Origin of the sequence: Streptosporangium sp. NPDC049644, from assembly GCF_040675205.1 — a bacterium.
Lineage (GTDB): Bacteria > Actinomycetota > Actinomycetes > Streptosporangiales > Streptosporangiaceae > Streptosporangium > Streptosporangium fukuiense.
On record NZ_JBFAOJ010000113.1, the window covers coordinates 16,238 to 28,260 of the forward strand.

General features: G+C 71.3%; 13 protein-coding genes. 6 read left to right on the forward strand and 7 right to left on the reverse strand.

What is annotated here, in order from left to right; all coding sequences use genetic code 11:
* The first annotated feature begins 22 nt into the window (after positions 1 to 22).
* The 3 genes from AB0J58_RS38330 (at position 23) to AB0J58_RS38340 (ending at position 2,839) form a co-directional block, all read left to right on the forward strand.
* Positions 23 to 679 (forward strand): response regulator transcription factor, encoded by a 657-nt coding sequence (locus AB0J58_RS38330; protein WP_364225101.1) that lies wholly within the window; start codon positions 23 to 25, stop codon positions 677 to 679.
* Positions 680 to 957: 278 nt separating this feature from the next.
* Positions 958 to 1,698: an alpha/beta hydrolase gene (locus tag AB0J58_RS38335; RefSeq protein WP_364225103.1), complete on the forward strand. Its 741-nt coding sequence runs from the start codon at positions 958 to 960 to the stop codon at positions 1,696 to 1,698.
* Positions 1,691 to 2,839: an acyltransferase gene (locus AB0J58_RS38340; protein WP_364225105.1), complete on the forward strand. Its 1,149-nt coding sequence runs from the start codon at positions 1,691 to 1,693 to the stop codon at positions 2,837 to 2,839. The genes AB0J58_RS38335 and AB0J58_RS38340 overlap by 8 nt, the downstream gene beginning before the upstream one ends.
* 33 nt (positions 2,840 to 2,872) lie before the next feature.
* Here the strand turns inward: AB0J58_RS38340 and AB0J58_RS38345 are convergent, their stop codons facing one another.
* The 5 genes from AB0J58_RS38345 to AB0J58_RS38365 all read right to left on the reverse strand — a co-directional run bounded on the left by AB0J58_RS38345 (position 2,873) and on the right by AB0J58_RS38365 (position 8,127).
* Positions 2,873 to 3,754 carry an STM4011 family radical SAM protein gene (locus AB0J58_RS38345; RefSeq protein WP_364225121.1) on the reverse strand — a complete coding sequence of 294 codons (882 nt, stop codon included), beginning with the start codon at positions 3,752 to 3,754 and terminating at the stop codon, positions 2,873 to 2,875.
* A 29-nt stretch (positions 3,755 to 3,783) separates the two neighbouring features.
* Positions 3,784 to 5,151 (reverse strand): STM4012 family radical SAM protein, encoded by a 1,368-nt coding sequence (locus AB0J58_RS38350; RefSeq protein WP_364225124.1) that lies wholly within the window; start codon positions 5,149 to 5,151, stop codon positions 3,784 to 3,786.
* Positions 5,152 to 5,225: 74 nt separating this feature from the next.
* Positions 5,226 to 6,032 carry an STM4013/SEN3800 family hydrolase gene (locus tag AB0J58_RS38355; RefSeq protein WP_364225126.1) on the reverse strand — a complete coding sequence of 269 codons (807 nt, stop codon included), beginning with the start codon at positions 6,030 to 6,032 and terminating at the stop codon, positions 5,226 to 5,228.
* 32 nt (positions 6,033 to 6,064) lie between these two features.
* Complete coding sequence (locus AB0J58_RS38360; RefSeq protein WP_364225107.1) at positions 6,065 to 7,180, reverse strand: STM4014 family protein; 1,116 nt, start codon at positions 7,178 to 7,180, stop codon at positions 6,065 to 6,067.
* Positions 7,177 to 8,127, reverse strand: coding sequence for an STM4015 family protein (locus AB0J58_RS38365; protein WP_364225109.1), 951 nt, complete (start codon positions 8,125 to 8,127; stop codon positions 7,177 to 7,179). Before AB0J58_RS38365 ends, AB0J58_RS38360 begins: the two co-directional genes overlap by 4 nt.
* Positions 8,128 to 8,242: 115 nt before the next feature.
* On the opposite strand from AB0J58_RS38365, the gene AB0J58_RS38370 reads away from it, so the two are divergent.
* Complete coding sequence (locus tag AB0J58_RS38370; protein ID WP_364225111.1) at positions 8,243 to 9,670, forward strand: MFS transporter; 1,428 nt, start codon at positions 8,243 to 8,245, stop codon at positions 9,668 to 9,670.
* Positions 9,671 to 9,893: 223 nt separating this feature from the next.
* On the opposite strand, the gene AB0J58_RS38375 is transcribed toward AB0J58_RS38370, so the two are convergent.
* Positions 9,894 to 10,361, reverse strand: a complete 468-nt coding sequence (locus AB0J58_RS38375) for an NUDIX domain-containing protein (RefSeq protein ID WP_364225113.1) — start codon at positions 10,359 to 10,361, stop codon at positions 9,894 to 9,896.
* Positions 10,362 to 10,370: 9 nt separating this feature from the next.
* Positions 10,371 to 11,126: an XRE family transcriptional regulator gene (locus AB0J58_RS38380; protein WP_364225115.1), complete on the reverse strand. Its 756-nt coding sequence runs from the start codon at positions 11,124 to 11,126 to the stop codon at positions 10,371 to 10,373.
* 55 nt (positions 11,127 to 11,181) lie between these two features.
* On the opposite strand from AB0J58_RS38380, the gene AB0J58_RS38385 reads away from it, so the two are divergent.
* Positions 11,182 to 11,649, forward strand: coding sequence for a hypothetical protein (locus AB0J58_RS38385; RefSeq protein ID WP_364225117.1), 468 nt, complete (start codon positions 11,182 to 11,184; stop codon positions 11,647 to 11,649).
* Positions 11,636 to 11,929 carry a hypothetical protein gene (locus tag AB0J58_RS38390; RefSeq protein ID WP_364225119.1) on the forward strand — a complete coding sequence of 98 codons (294 nt, stop codon included), beginning with the start codon at positions 11,636 to 11,638 and terminating at the stop codon, positions 11,927 to 11,929. The genes AB0J58_RS38385 and AB0J58_RS38390 overlap by 14 nt, the downstream gene beginning before the upstream one ends.
* Positions 11,930 to 12,023 lie beyond the last annotated feature (94 nt).

Genomic DNA, 12,023 nt, shown 5'->3' on the forward strand with positions numbered 1-12,023 from the left:
TCTCCACGCTCAAGGAGATTCGATGACGATCCGGGTGCTCATAGCCGACGACCAGGGCATGGTGCGGACCGGCTTCACCGTCTTCCTGAGTTCGCAGCCGGACATCGAGGTCGTGGGCGAGGCCGCCGACGGGCGCGAGGCGGTGGCCAGGACGGCCGAGCTGCGGCCCGACGTCGTGCTGATGGACGTGCGGATGCCGGTCATGGACGGGCTCGCGGCGACGCGGGAGATCATGGAGTCCACCGATCCCACCCCGAGGATCCTGATCCTGACCACGTTCGACCTCGACGACTACGTCTACGAGGCGCTGCGGGCCGGGGCCAGCGGGTTCCTGCTCAAGGACGCCTCGGCGCAGCAGCTCGCCGAGGCGGTACGGGTGCTGGCGGCCGGGGAGGCGCTGCTGGCGCCCTCGGTGACCCGGCGGCTGATCGCGGAGTTCGCCCGCGTCGGCCCGCGCCGCCCGCGCGGGCGCCTGGACGACATCACCGAGCGCGAGACCGAGGTGCTCGCGCTCATCGCGCGGGGCAGGTCCAACCAGGAGATCGCCGCGGACCTGATCCTGTCGGAGCAGACCGTCAAGACCCACGTGGGCCGGATCCTCGCGAAGCTGAACCTGCGCGACCGCGCCCAGGCGATCGTGCACGCCTACGAGACGGGCCTGGTCCGGCCAGGCGAATGAGTCCGCGGCGTCTCAAGGCTGCCGGAGTCCTCCTTCGCCCCGCCCGCCGGGCACGGCCCTGGACAGCGAACGGTCGCGGAACATCCGCGCTCTGGCCGGCGCTCCTGGCCGGGTCCTCGTCTCCGGTCTGAGGGTTCCGGTGGCGCCGGCCTCGTTCGCCGGGTGAACCCGCCTCACCCCCGAGAGTGATCGCGAAGACGACTCCCCGGGGTGACGCGATCGACGAACCGCGGTTCCTAACGTCCTGTTCGATCCCGCAGATCGGACAGGAGGCTCGCATGTTCCGCCGTACGCTCGTCGTGGCCGTCGCCACGGCGCTCGCCTACGTGACGGTCCCGCCGCCCGTGGGCGACCGGGTGGTCCGGGTCTACGGTGATCTCGCCGCGGCCGAGTACGTCGCGGTCATCGTCCCCGGGGCCGACACCACGGCCGCCACCTTCGACGGCGGCAGGGCCAAGCGGTACAGCACACCGGGAGGAGGGGCACGGGCGGTGCTGGCCGAGGCCCGGGCGCTGGATCCGGGAGCGAGGCTGGCGGTGGTCGCCTGGCTCGGCTACGACAGCCCGGCGACGCTCAGCCTTCGCGCGGCGACCGGCGGGGCCGCCGAGCGGGGCGCGGTGGAGTTGCGGCGCTACGTCACCGGAGTTCTGGGGGGCAAGCGGGTCAGCCTGCTGTGCCACAGCTACGGCTCGGTGGTGTGCGCCGGGGCCTTACCCGTCTCCGGCGTCACCGACACGGCCGTCTTCGGCAGCCCTGGACTGGGCGTCTCCTCGGCTGCCGAGTTGGGCGGTACCCGTCTTTGGGTGGGCAGCGGCCCTCTCGACTGGATGCGCGAGGTGCCCAAGCTCCGGATCGGCCCGTTCGGCTTCGGCCCCGATCCCGCCGCCCCGGCCTTCGGCGCCCGCCCGTTCGGGGCCGAGGCCGCCGGGCACAGCGACTATCTCAAACCGGGCAGCGAGTCGCTGCGCAACCTGACCCTGATCGCCCTCGGCCGGGGCGGCGAGGTGTCCGGTGGCTAGTCTCACGGCCGGGATCGAGGCGGCCACCCCGGCGGGCCGGGACAGGGGGGTGGACGCGCTGCGGGCGCTGGCGATCCTGGGTGTGGTGCTGGGGCACTGGCTGGTGACCGCGTGGGCGCCGGGCCCGGCGGGGGCGGTGTACCTGGCCAGCCCGCTCAGCCACCTGCCGGCGCTGACACCGCTGTCCTGGGTGTTCCAGACCCTGGCGGTGTTCTTCTTCGTCGGCGGCTACGCGGCGGCGCGCGGCCTCCGCTCGGCGGCCCTCAGGCCGGAAGGCGCTCCAGCGGGGGCGTGGCTGCGGGCCAGGATGGGGAGGCTGCTGGGGCCGGTGGTGCCGCTCGCCCTGATCTGGGCGGGAATCGCGACGGGGATGGCGCTACGCGGGGCGCCGGTGGGGCTGATCAGGTCGATGGTGCTCCCGGCGGTGGGGCCGCTGTGGTTCCTGGCCGTCTTCGCCGCGCTGACCGCGGCCACTCCCCTGCTGCTGCGGCCGCATCCGGCTGTCACGGCCGCCGTGGCGTTCGCGGTGGTGCTCGGGGTGGACCTGACCAGGTTCCGGCTCGGCGGTCCCGCCTGGCCGGGATGGGCGAACCTGGTGGCCGGCTGGCTGGTGCCGTACGCGCTGGGGATCGCCTGGGCGCGCGGCCTGCTCGGCTCGCGCCGGGTGGCGGTGGGCCTGCTGGCCGGCGGGACGGCCGGGACGGTGCTGCTGGTCGCCGGGTTCGGGTATCCGGCGAGCATGGTGGGGGTGACCGGGGCCGCGGTCTCCAACCTGGCGCCGCCCACCCTGGCGGCGGTCTGCTTCGGGCTCGCCCAGGTGGGGGCGGCGCTGCTGGCCCGCGCTCCGCTGGCCCGGCTGATGCGGCGTCCCCGGCTGTGGGCGGCGGTCGCGCTGGCCAACCTGTCGGCGATGACGCTCTTCCTGTGGCACCAGACCGCACCGGCCGTGATCGCCGTCGCCGCCCTGCGCCTCGGCGACGTTCCCGGCCTGCTGGCCGTGCCGGACGAGCCGGTCTGGCTGCTGCACCGGCTGGCCTGGTTTCCGGCGTTCGCGGCGGTTCTCGCGCTCGCCTGGCTGCCGGGAGTCGTCCGGAGACGGCTGGACGAGGCGGCGCGGCTCCTGCGCCGCCGTTGTCTCTGACACCATGTCATGCCCGGCCGCTCGTCACCCGACTCAGCGGGCGGGGATGCGTTCCAGGACTCCCCCGGCGAAGACGTCGTAGAGGCCGGTCGTCTCCAGGTGCACGTAGCCGATGTGGCAGTCGCAGATCGCCGCCGGGCACGCCGTGGCCCTCGGCCTGAACGTGCCCTCGTAGAGGTTTCCGAGCACGGCCGGGACGAAGTGGCAGCGCCGCACGGTGCCGTCGCCGTCGACGGAGATCACGCTGTCGCCGGTACGGCAGGGCAGCCCGGCGCTCCGGTGCGGTGTCCGGCTGTACCGGAAGAGCGGGTCGATCGCCGTCCAGGCTCCGGCCTCGTCGTCGGTGTAGACGGCGCCCTCCGCCGCGTTCACCCAGACGTAGACCTCCGCGGGCAGGTCGGCCCGGATGCGACGGGCGTGGCCGAGGTGTTCGGGCAGCCCGACGACGCCGACGCTGAAGCGGACCCCGCGCGCGACCAGGTCGCGGCAGCGGGTGAGGAAGCGCTCGTGGGTGACCTGGCCGGGGTGGTAGGTCGCCCAGAGGGCGAGCGTGTCCAGGTCGGCCTCGGCCAGCCAGCCGGACCGGTGGCTGAGGTTGGTCTGGATGGCGACCCGCCGCACGTGCGTCAGGTGGCTCAGCTCGACCATCGCCCGGCGGTACCACGACCGGACGAGGCCCTCGCCCCACGGGGTGAACAGCACCGAGACCGGATGGTCCCGTCCCGCCACCCAGGCGGTGAACCGTTCCAGTGCCGCCCGGTCCCGCCTCAGCTGCTCCGGGCTGTCGCGCCGTTTGGCGAACGGGCAGTAGGGGCAGTCGTAGTCGCAACTCGCCAGCGGTCCCCGGTAGAGGATCGTCAGGTGACCGCGACCCCGGTCACCCGGCCCGCCCGGCAGCAGCGGCAGGTACCGGATTCCGGCGGCGGGTGGGCCGGCCAAGCCTGTCACCGCCCCTCGTACCGGGCCATCAGCGTACGGACCCTGCCGGAGAACAGCGCGGGACCGATCGCGTCGGAGCGGGCCAGCCCCTCGGCGGTGAGCCGGAGCCACCCGGGCCGCGCCCCTTCGCCGCCCGGCGGCGGCGCGTCACGCTCCAGCAGGCCCCCGGCCGTCAGGCACTCCAGCTCCTCACCGAAGTGGGCCTCGGCCCCGGCTCCGAAGCGGGCCCGGTAGGCCGCGGGGTCGAGCCCGTCGGCCTGGAGCAGCGACTGGATGAGATGGCGGCGGCGCCGGTCCTCCTCGTCCAGCCGGAAACCCACGCCCGCGACCGTGAACTCCTCGGGAGCCAGGCGCACGTAGTCGTCGATGATCGCGCGCACCTGGCCGGCGCCGACCGCGTACTCGCAGGAGTAGTGCAGATGGGAGGTGTAGGAGCGGGCACCGCAGCCGAGGCCGACCATGCCGTCGCTCTGGCAGCTGTACTCGGTGGGGCTCGACCGCCCCGGCAGCCGGAACATCCGCATCGAGATCTGCTCGTACCCGGCGGCGAGCAGATGGTCGCGGCCCTGGCGGTAGAGGGTGAGCCGGTGGTCGTCCCAGTCGCGGGCCCGGCGGCCGAGACCGGTGAGCGGGCGGACGTACAGGGGGTAGAGGTAGATCTCCTCGGGCTTCCAGGCGAGCGCGGCGTCCAGCGAGTAACGCCAGGACGCCTCCGTCTGCCCGTCGATGCCGTAGATCAGGTCGAGGTTGAGCGTCTCGAACCCGGCCTCGCGGATCCGGCCGAGCGCCGTCTCCACCTCCTGCCTCCTCTGCGGCCTGACCGCCGCGCGGGCCTCGGCGTCGACGAAGCTCTGCACGCCGATCGAGATCCGGGTCGTCCCCCGTTCGGCCAGGACCGCGAGCCGGTCGGCCGTCGCGGTGGCCGGGGAGGTCTCCACCGCCATCGGGACCGCCCGCAGGTCGGCGCCCATGACCCGCTCGGTGAGGTCGAACATCCGGGTGAGCTCGGCGGCGTCGAGGTAGGTCGGCGTGCCGCCGCCGACCGCCGCCGCCACGAAGCGGGGAGCGTTCAGGGCGTCGCGTACGGCACCCGCCTGGCGTTCCAGCGCACCAAGATAGGCGTCGACCAGCTCGGCGGGGGCGCCGGTGCGGGTGAACAGGTTGCAGAATCCGCAGCGCATCTCGCAGAACGGGATGTGCAGGTAGAGGAAGAGGCGGTCTGCGGGCTCCCCGGCCCACACCTCCGCCAGTGGCGGACGCGGATCGAGCGGCCGGTAGGCGGTCTTGTGCGGGTAGGCGTAGACGTAACCCTGGTACGGGCCCGCGTCCGGGGACATCTCGGCGTCCGGTCGCGCCGGAGACGCGGGCTCCATGGACAGCAAGGGCCGCACCGGAGACGGACCGCGCCCGGCGTCCGCCGTGTCCTGTCCCCGGCCTGAACCTGAGGTCACCGCCATTGTCCCCGCTCCATCGTGAACTCACCGTAGGGCACGGTCCAGACGACCTCGTGACCGATCCGGTGCCCGACATATCCATCTTCACCGTAGGCGGTGCCGTGATCGGAACAGACGATCGCGAATCCAGGTCGCCGTTCGCTCATCAGCGAGAAAAGCCTGCCGATGTGCCGGTCGACGTGCTCGAGCGCGGCGGCGTGGCTTCGCCTGCTGTCACCGTGCTCGCGAGTGGCGCCCGGCAGGTGGAACCAGTTCGGCTGGTGCAGGGCCGACACGTTGACGAACAGGAACACCGGACCGTCCACCCGCGCGACCACCCGCTCGGCGCACGCGATCTGCGCCTCGAACGAGTTCGGCGAGGTCACCCCGAATCCCGGCTCCCAGTGGCTCTCGGCGAACATCGCCGGCAGCGCGGACCCGAGCGGGGTCAGCTTGTTGAAGAACCCCACCCCGCCGACGCAGACCGTGTGGTAGCCCGCCCCGGCCAGCCCGCTGGGCAGATCGGGCGCGTCGAACACCCAGGTGCCCGGAGCCGTGGTCTCGCTCCCGGGGAACGCGGCGGCGAACGGGCGGGGATGCGGCCCAGGCCCGGCGGGGGTCGGCAGGAAACCGGCGAGGATCGCCGCGTGCGCCGCGTAGGTGAAGCTCCCCGGGCTGTGCCTGCGCTCCCAGCGTCCGCCGGGCAGTGCCCGCGCCAGCGTGGGCAGCCGCCCCGCGGTCAGCAGTTCCTCCGCCACGTCGTACCTGAGCGTGTCGAGTGTCACCAGCAGCAGGTCGTGGCTGCCCACGATCTCGTTCATGTCGCGCACCGGCCTCTCCTTCGCCCCCGGGGTCACCGGACCGCCCGGGTCGCGGTTCTCCCCGTCCCCCGCGGCGGGTGCCGGGCGAGGATCGCGCGGACCTGGGCGCCGTAGGTGTCGAGGCCCTCCGCGCCACTACCGGGCAGGCCCTCCAGCCTGGGCAGCAGGTCGCCGAACGCGTTGACCTCGGCCACCGCGAGATCGTGCCAGTCGGCCCCGACCATCAGGTCGACCCCGACGGTCAGGCTGCCGGGGAAGCAGGCCGCCGCCCGCGCGCAGACCTCCAGAACCCGCTGCCATCCCTCGGGGCCGAGTCCGGCCCTGACCTCGCCGAGGTCACCGCGCAGACCGCCGAGGTGCAGGTTCGTCATGGGGCCCCGGCTCGCACGGACGACCGCGTGGGTGGGCCTGCCGTCCACGACGACCACCCTCAGGTCGATCGCGCGCCCGCCGAGGCTCGCCTTGGGAAACCATCGCTCGACGTGCAGCCCGTCCCCGGCCAGCGCCTCGACGATCGCCGCCAGGTCGGACTCGTTCTCGTAGCACCTGACCCGCAGGGAGTTGCGCAGCCCCCCGGAGGTCAGCTCCGCCGAGGTCACCGCCCTGACCCGGTCGCCCGACGCGTGCAGGGCGACGATCCCCGAGGCCGACGAGCCATGGGCCGGTTTGACGAACACCCGCCCCCAGCGGGCCTCGCCCATCCGCTCGCGCAGCTCGGCATAGCCGCGGATCGGTCCGGGAAGCGCGGGCGGCACCGGCACCCCGGCCTCCGACAGCCTGGCGTGGCAGCGCCGCTTGTCGAACATCACCGAGACGTCCTCGACGTCGGCGAGCAGCACGGCCCCCGGAGTCCGGACGACGGCCTCGCGGACCCGCGCCGCCCCGGCGACGAACGCGGCGTACCAGCGGGCTCCGCCGCCGACCCGGGACGGCTCGCCGCCTCCGCGCAGCAGCTCGTCCGTCTCTGCGTCCTCCCCGGGCGAGTCGATCCGCACGAGCGTCTCCGGCTCGATCCGGATCTCCGCACCGCGCAGCACGGACGTCCACGGCAGCACCGCGGGCTCGCGCAACCCCTGCCGGACGCAGGCGTCGGCGAACATGGTCACCCGCCGCTCCCCCGGCGTGCCGACGACGGCGAGCGCGGTCATTCGGAGACCGCGACGTAATACCAGTCGTCGTCGGGCTTCTCCTGTTCGGACAGGTCGAGCTCGACGCCGGAGAACGCCGTCCTGAGGCGCTCGACCATGGCGTCGCTCAGGAAGTGGTGGTGCAGGTCCAGCCGCCTGAGGTGGGTCAGCGATCCGCTCTCCAGCAGCGCCTCGGCACCCGCGTCGGTGAGCGTGCCCATCGACAGGGCGAGCGACTCCAGCCGGGCCAGCACCGGGGCCGAGACGACGGCCGCGGCGATCTCGTCCTGGATCTCGCTGTCCTGCAGACCGAGATGCCTGAGCGCGGGCAGCCGCTCGCCGGACAGAATGCCCTCCAGATCGGCCACCGTGGTGTCTCCGCCGTAGTTCTCCGCCCCGAGCCAGAGTTCCAGGTATTCGAGCGCGGGGAAGTCGCCCTCACCGACCGCCCTGGCCACGGCGGGGGGCAGGCCGCCCGTCTCGAACCGGAGGATCCTGAGGTTGTCATGCCGGACGGGCCGCAGCGCCAGCTCGGTGCCGCCCCGGACCTCCAGCCTCTCCAGCAGCGGGAACGCCTCCAGCAGCGGGGTGACATCGCTCTGCACGATCCAGGAGATCTCGCACTCCTCCGACGGCATCGCGCCGAAGAAGAGCGAGCGCAGCGCGGGGAGACGCGCCGCGTTCTCGGCCAGCAGCCGGATGGGGCCCGAGGCGTCGTTCTCGTAGGCCTCGCCCCAGCCGCCGACGATGATCGCCCTGACCTCGGTGGTGTCGACGGTCTCGACGAAGCGCGCGAAGTGCTCCTCGAAGGTCTCCTTGGCGTCGTGGACGCGGACCGAGAGTCGCCACGCCGCCTCGCCCGCCGCGGGCATGGGCGCTCCCGGCGGACGCAGGCTCACGATGGGCAGGCCCGCGTACTCCCCACGGTAGAGACCGTCGACATCGTCGTTGAACTCGCTGTAGTCCATCGGAGACTCCCGTCAGGCGTGACACGACAGAACCTGTCCTATCAGAGGTGCACGACACTTCAAGAATCATGTGCGCAGGTCAGACAGATGCGAAAGCTCGGCGATGATGGACCGCATGGACAACGGTCACATCCGTCTCAATTCCGCGGCGGGGCGCTGGGTTCTGCTCACCACGGTGCTCGGTTCCGGCATCGCCCTGCTGGACGGCACGGTGGTCAATGTGGCACTGCCCGCGCTCGGCGCCGATCTCGGCGCCGACATGGCCGGTCTGCAGTGGACCGTCAACGCCTACACCCTCACCCTGGCGGGCCTGATCCTGCTGGGCGGCTCGCTCGGCGACCGGTACGGCAGGCGCAGGATCTTCCTGATCGGCGTCGTCTGGTTCGCCCTCGCCTCCGCCCTGTGCGGCCTGGCGCCCAACGTGCAGACGCTGGTCGCGGCCCGCGCGCTGCAGGGCATCGGCGGGGCGCTGCTGACCCCCGGCGCCCTGGCCATCATCCAGTCCTCCTTCGGCCGCGAGGACCGTCCCAGGGCGATCGGGGCGTGGTCGGGGCTGGGCGGGGTGGCCTCGGCCATCGGCCCGCTGCTCGGTGGGTGGCTGGTGGAGACGGCCGGCTGGCGCTGGGTGTTCCTGATCAACCTGCCGCTGTCGGCGCTCGTCGTGCTGGTCGCCCTGCGGCACGTCCCGGAGAGCAGGAACGCCTCGGCAGGCGGCCGGTTCGACGTGCTCGGCGCGGCGCTGGCGGCGCTGGCGCTGGCCGGGATCACCTACGGCCTGATCGACCTGGAGATCGTCCCGATCGTGGCGGGCGTGTCGCTGGGCGCCGCGTTCGTCTGGCTGGAGATCAGGCGCTCGCCCAGCGCACTCGTACCGGTCGAGGTCTTCGCCTCCAGGGTGTTCACCTCGATCAACGTCGTCACGTTCGTCATGTACGCCGCGATGGGCGTGGTGTTCTTCCTCCTGGTCGTCCAGTTGCAGGTGTCGGCGGGCTTCTCCCCGCTGCTGGCCGGGTCCGCGATGATCCCGGTGACGATCCTGATGCTGCTGCTGTCGTCGCGCGCGGGCGAGCTGGCCAGGCGCGTCGGACCGCGGCTGCCGATGACGGCCGGCATCCTGGTCTGCGCGGGGGCCCTGCTGCTGATGTCGCGGATCGGCCCCGGCTCGTCGTACGTGGTGGACGTGCTGCCCGTGACGACCCTGTTCGGCCTGGGGCTGTCGGCGGCGGTCGCGCCGCTCACCGCGACCGTGCTGGCCGGCGCCGACGAGCGGCACGCGGGGGTGGCCAGTGGCGTCAACAACGCCGTCGCCAGGACCGGCGGGCTGCTCGCGGTGGCCGCGATCCCCCCGCTGACCGGGCTGACCGGCGACGCCTTCGACTCCCCTGCGATCTTCACCGCGGGATTCCACACGACGATGCTGGTGAGCGCGGCGATGATGGGAATCGCGGCGCTGATCACCTTTCTCACCATCAGGGAGAACGTCCTCGTCCCGGACGAGCCGAAGCTGGGCTGCCCGGTGACGACCCCCCAGCCCGGCAAGTGATCGGCGGCGGCCCTCCAGCCGTCGAACGCGCCAATGCCAGGAGAAGCTGTCCTCGCCGTACCCTGGGCATCAACACGGGCGGCGCTGCGATGTCGCCTGCACCCGTCGTATGCCAAGGTCGCCGAGTACCAGACGCGCGGCCTGGTCCATTTCCACAAAGCATCGTCACCGCACGCAAGATCGCCAAAGAACGGGAGAGACACGAGGCGGGGCGGTGATGGTCTCAGTCGATATGCGGGTATGCGCCGTTCAGGTAGTCGTTGAGCTGGCGCCACTGGGTCGGGTGGATGTCGAGGGATGGGAGGTCTTCGGGGGCCACCCATCGGACGTCGCTGGCCTCGTCGTTGGCTTTCGGCCGGCCTCCGGCCGGACGGGCTATCAACATCACCTCGTACTCCTGGCGGACTTCCCCATCGGTGTAGGCGACGATGTGGCCGGGATCGGAGTAGATCCCCAGCATGCTCACGGGCTCGACGATGACGCCGGTCTCTTCCTCGGTCTCTCGTACTGCGCACTGTGAGGGCGTCTCACCGATCTCCATCTTGCCCATCGGCAATGCCCATTGGCCGGTGTCGCGTCTGCGCTGGAGGAGGATGCGGCCTGCCTCGTCAACGGTGACCGTTCCGCATGCGGGAACCAGGGTGTTGGCCTTCGGTGCGTTCGGGTCGTTCCAGAACTCGACGCGTCCCATGGGTCTCCCTCAGATCTCGGCACCGGACCACGGCACCGCCCCGGCCCATACCCGCTCGAATGATGTCATGTAGTGGTCGGCGACTGCTCCTCCGTCGAGTCGGCGGAAGTGAAAGGTCGCGTTGGCTGACGCGGGCTCGCCGTACGCGTGCGGGTTGACGAGAATCTCGTCGTCGTAGCGGAAGAGAGAGGCATAGAGCGTCGTCGCGTGAAGCCGTACTTCGCACCCGTCGAGATCGGTGAGAGTCCGGTAGTAGGTGAGAGAGGAACGGATCTTCGCTGCGAGCGTGCCTCCCAATCCCTCCTCCCGGTCCCGGATCTCTACGGACTGGGAGCCGGGATCGCCGAAGCACAGACGAACCGTCACACCACGTTGAGCCGCCTCGGTGAGCATGCGAGCCACCTTCGGCTGCGTCTGGGCGTAGAACGTCCCGGAAAAGACCAGGACGTCTATGTGCTCTTGGGCCTCGCTGAGAAGGCGTAGCCACAGCTCACGCGGAACGCTCGCCCGGTCGGCGTAGATCTCCAGCAGTTCGGAGCGGTTGGCCTCCCCCTTGCGGGCGTTGCTGTGTCGCAGCACGTCAGGCCATAGATAGGTCTCGTCGGCCGTGAGTAGCTTGGCGGCTGCCCAGCGGTGACGGCGATGCGGAATGCGGCCGGTGTTGATCCACCGTTCGACGGTCTTGGGCTCGACTCCGCAGGTCTCGGCCAGATCTTCCAGTGCGACACCGTGACGCAGCATCGCCGTACGCAGGCGTTCGTTCACGTCCCCAGTGGACAAGACCCTGCGGGACGTTTCAAGTCCTTCTTGGGACGTTTCCATGGTCGCCAACACGTCCTTACAACGGCCTTCGGCGAAGTTCAAAGATCCCATTCGCTTCGGTTCACTTGTTCGTGCTGGTAAACGCACCACTACACAACGTGACGACTTGGAGGACGGGCGCATGAAGCCGTCAACGATCGGTTCCGGCTCTACCTCGGCGACCTCGCTCGACATCGCCGAAGAACTCCGAACCCATCTGGATCGACAGGGCATCAAGGCTGACGTCCACGACGGGTACGGGCTGGCGCTGGTGTCGGTCTGGGTGGGTCTGGTCATCTGGTGCAAGGATGACCGCTACTGGTGGCGCACCGGCTGGGACGCCCGGCGTTACCGGCCCGTCTACGCCTGGCATCCGGCGATGGATGTTGCCCGCGCCGCTCGTCGGATCGCGTTCCGCTATGCGGAGTTGCGCGAGGTTCATCCCCCGTCCGAGCTGGCATCGGGGGCGCGTTGTGATCCTGCTTGATAAGTGCGTGAGTCCGCACGTGGCCATGGTTCAGCGAGGGCATGTGCGGTTGGAGTGGCGGCAACCGTACGCGGATTCGGTGCTTGAGCGGGCTCGCTCGGTGCTATGGACCTGCCTGTGCCGCGCCACGGCCTACGAGCTGTACGAGGGTGGCGGACAGGCGTTCATCCGGCGAACCGTCCAACTCGACCGCAATCCCGAAGTCCACGACACCTTCATCTATTCGATCAGTGAAGCTCGGGCGATCTGGACAGGGCTGCTGTCCGGAAGTGCCCGTTAGACGGCGTGGCGGCGTGGGATCTGGACCCGGGTGGCCACCAGGACGCCGGTCGCGGCGCCCCGCTTGGCGGCGGCGTCGCCGAGCGCGGTCATCA

Coding starts and splice junctions, on each gene's coding strand:
- AB0J58_RS38335 (WP_364225103.1), top strand. CDS start 958: ATGTTCCGCCGTACGCTCGTCGTGGCCGTCGCCACGGCGCTCGCCTAC.
- AB0J58_RS38375 (WP_364225113.1), bottom strand. CDS start 10,361: ATGGGACGCGTCGAGTTCTGGAACGACCCGAACGCACCGAAGGCCAAC.
- AB0J58_RS38360 (WP_364225107.1), bottom strand. CDS start 7,180: ATGACCGCGCTCGCCGTCGTCGGCACGCCGGGGGAGCGGCGGGTGACC.
- AB0J58_RS38330 (WP_364225101.1), top strand. CDS start 23: ATGACGATCCGGGTGCTCATAGCCGACGACCAGGGCATGGTGCGGACC.
- AB0J58_RS38370 (WP_364225111.1), top strand. CDS start 8,243: ATGGACAACGGTCACATCCGTCTCAATTCCGCGGCGGGGCGCTGGGTT.
- AB0J58_RS38355 (WP_364225126.1), bottom strand. CDS start 6,032: ATGAACGAGATCGTGGGCAGCCACGACCTGCTGCTGGTGACACTCGAC.
- AB0J58_RS38350 (WP_364225124.1), bottom strand. CDS start 5,151: ATGGAGCCCGCGTCTCCGGCGCGACCGGACGCCGAGATGTCCCCGGAC.
- AB0J58_RS38365 (WP_364225109.1), bottom strand. CDS start 8,127: ATGGACTACAGCGAGTTCAACGACGATGTCGACGGTCTCTACCGTGGG.
- AB0J58_RS38385 (WP_364225117.1), top strand. CDS start 11,182: ATGGTCGCCAACACGTCCTTACAACGGCCTTCGGCGAAGTTCAAAGAT.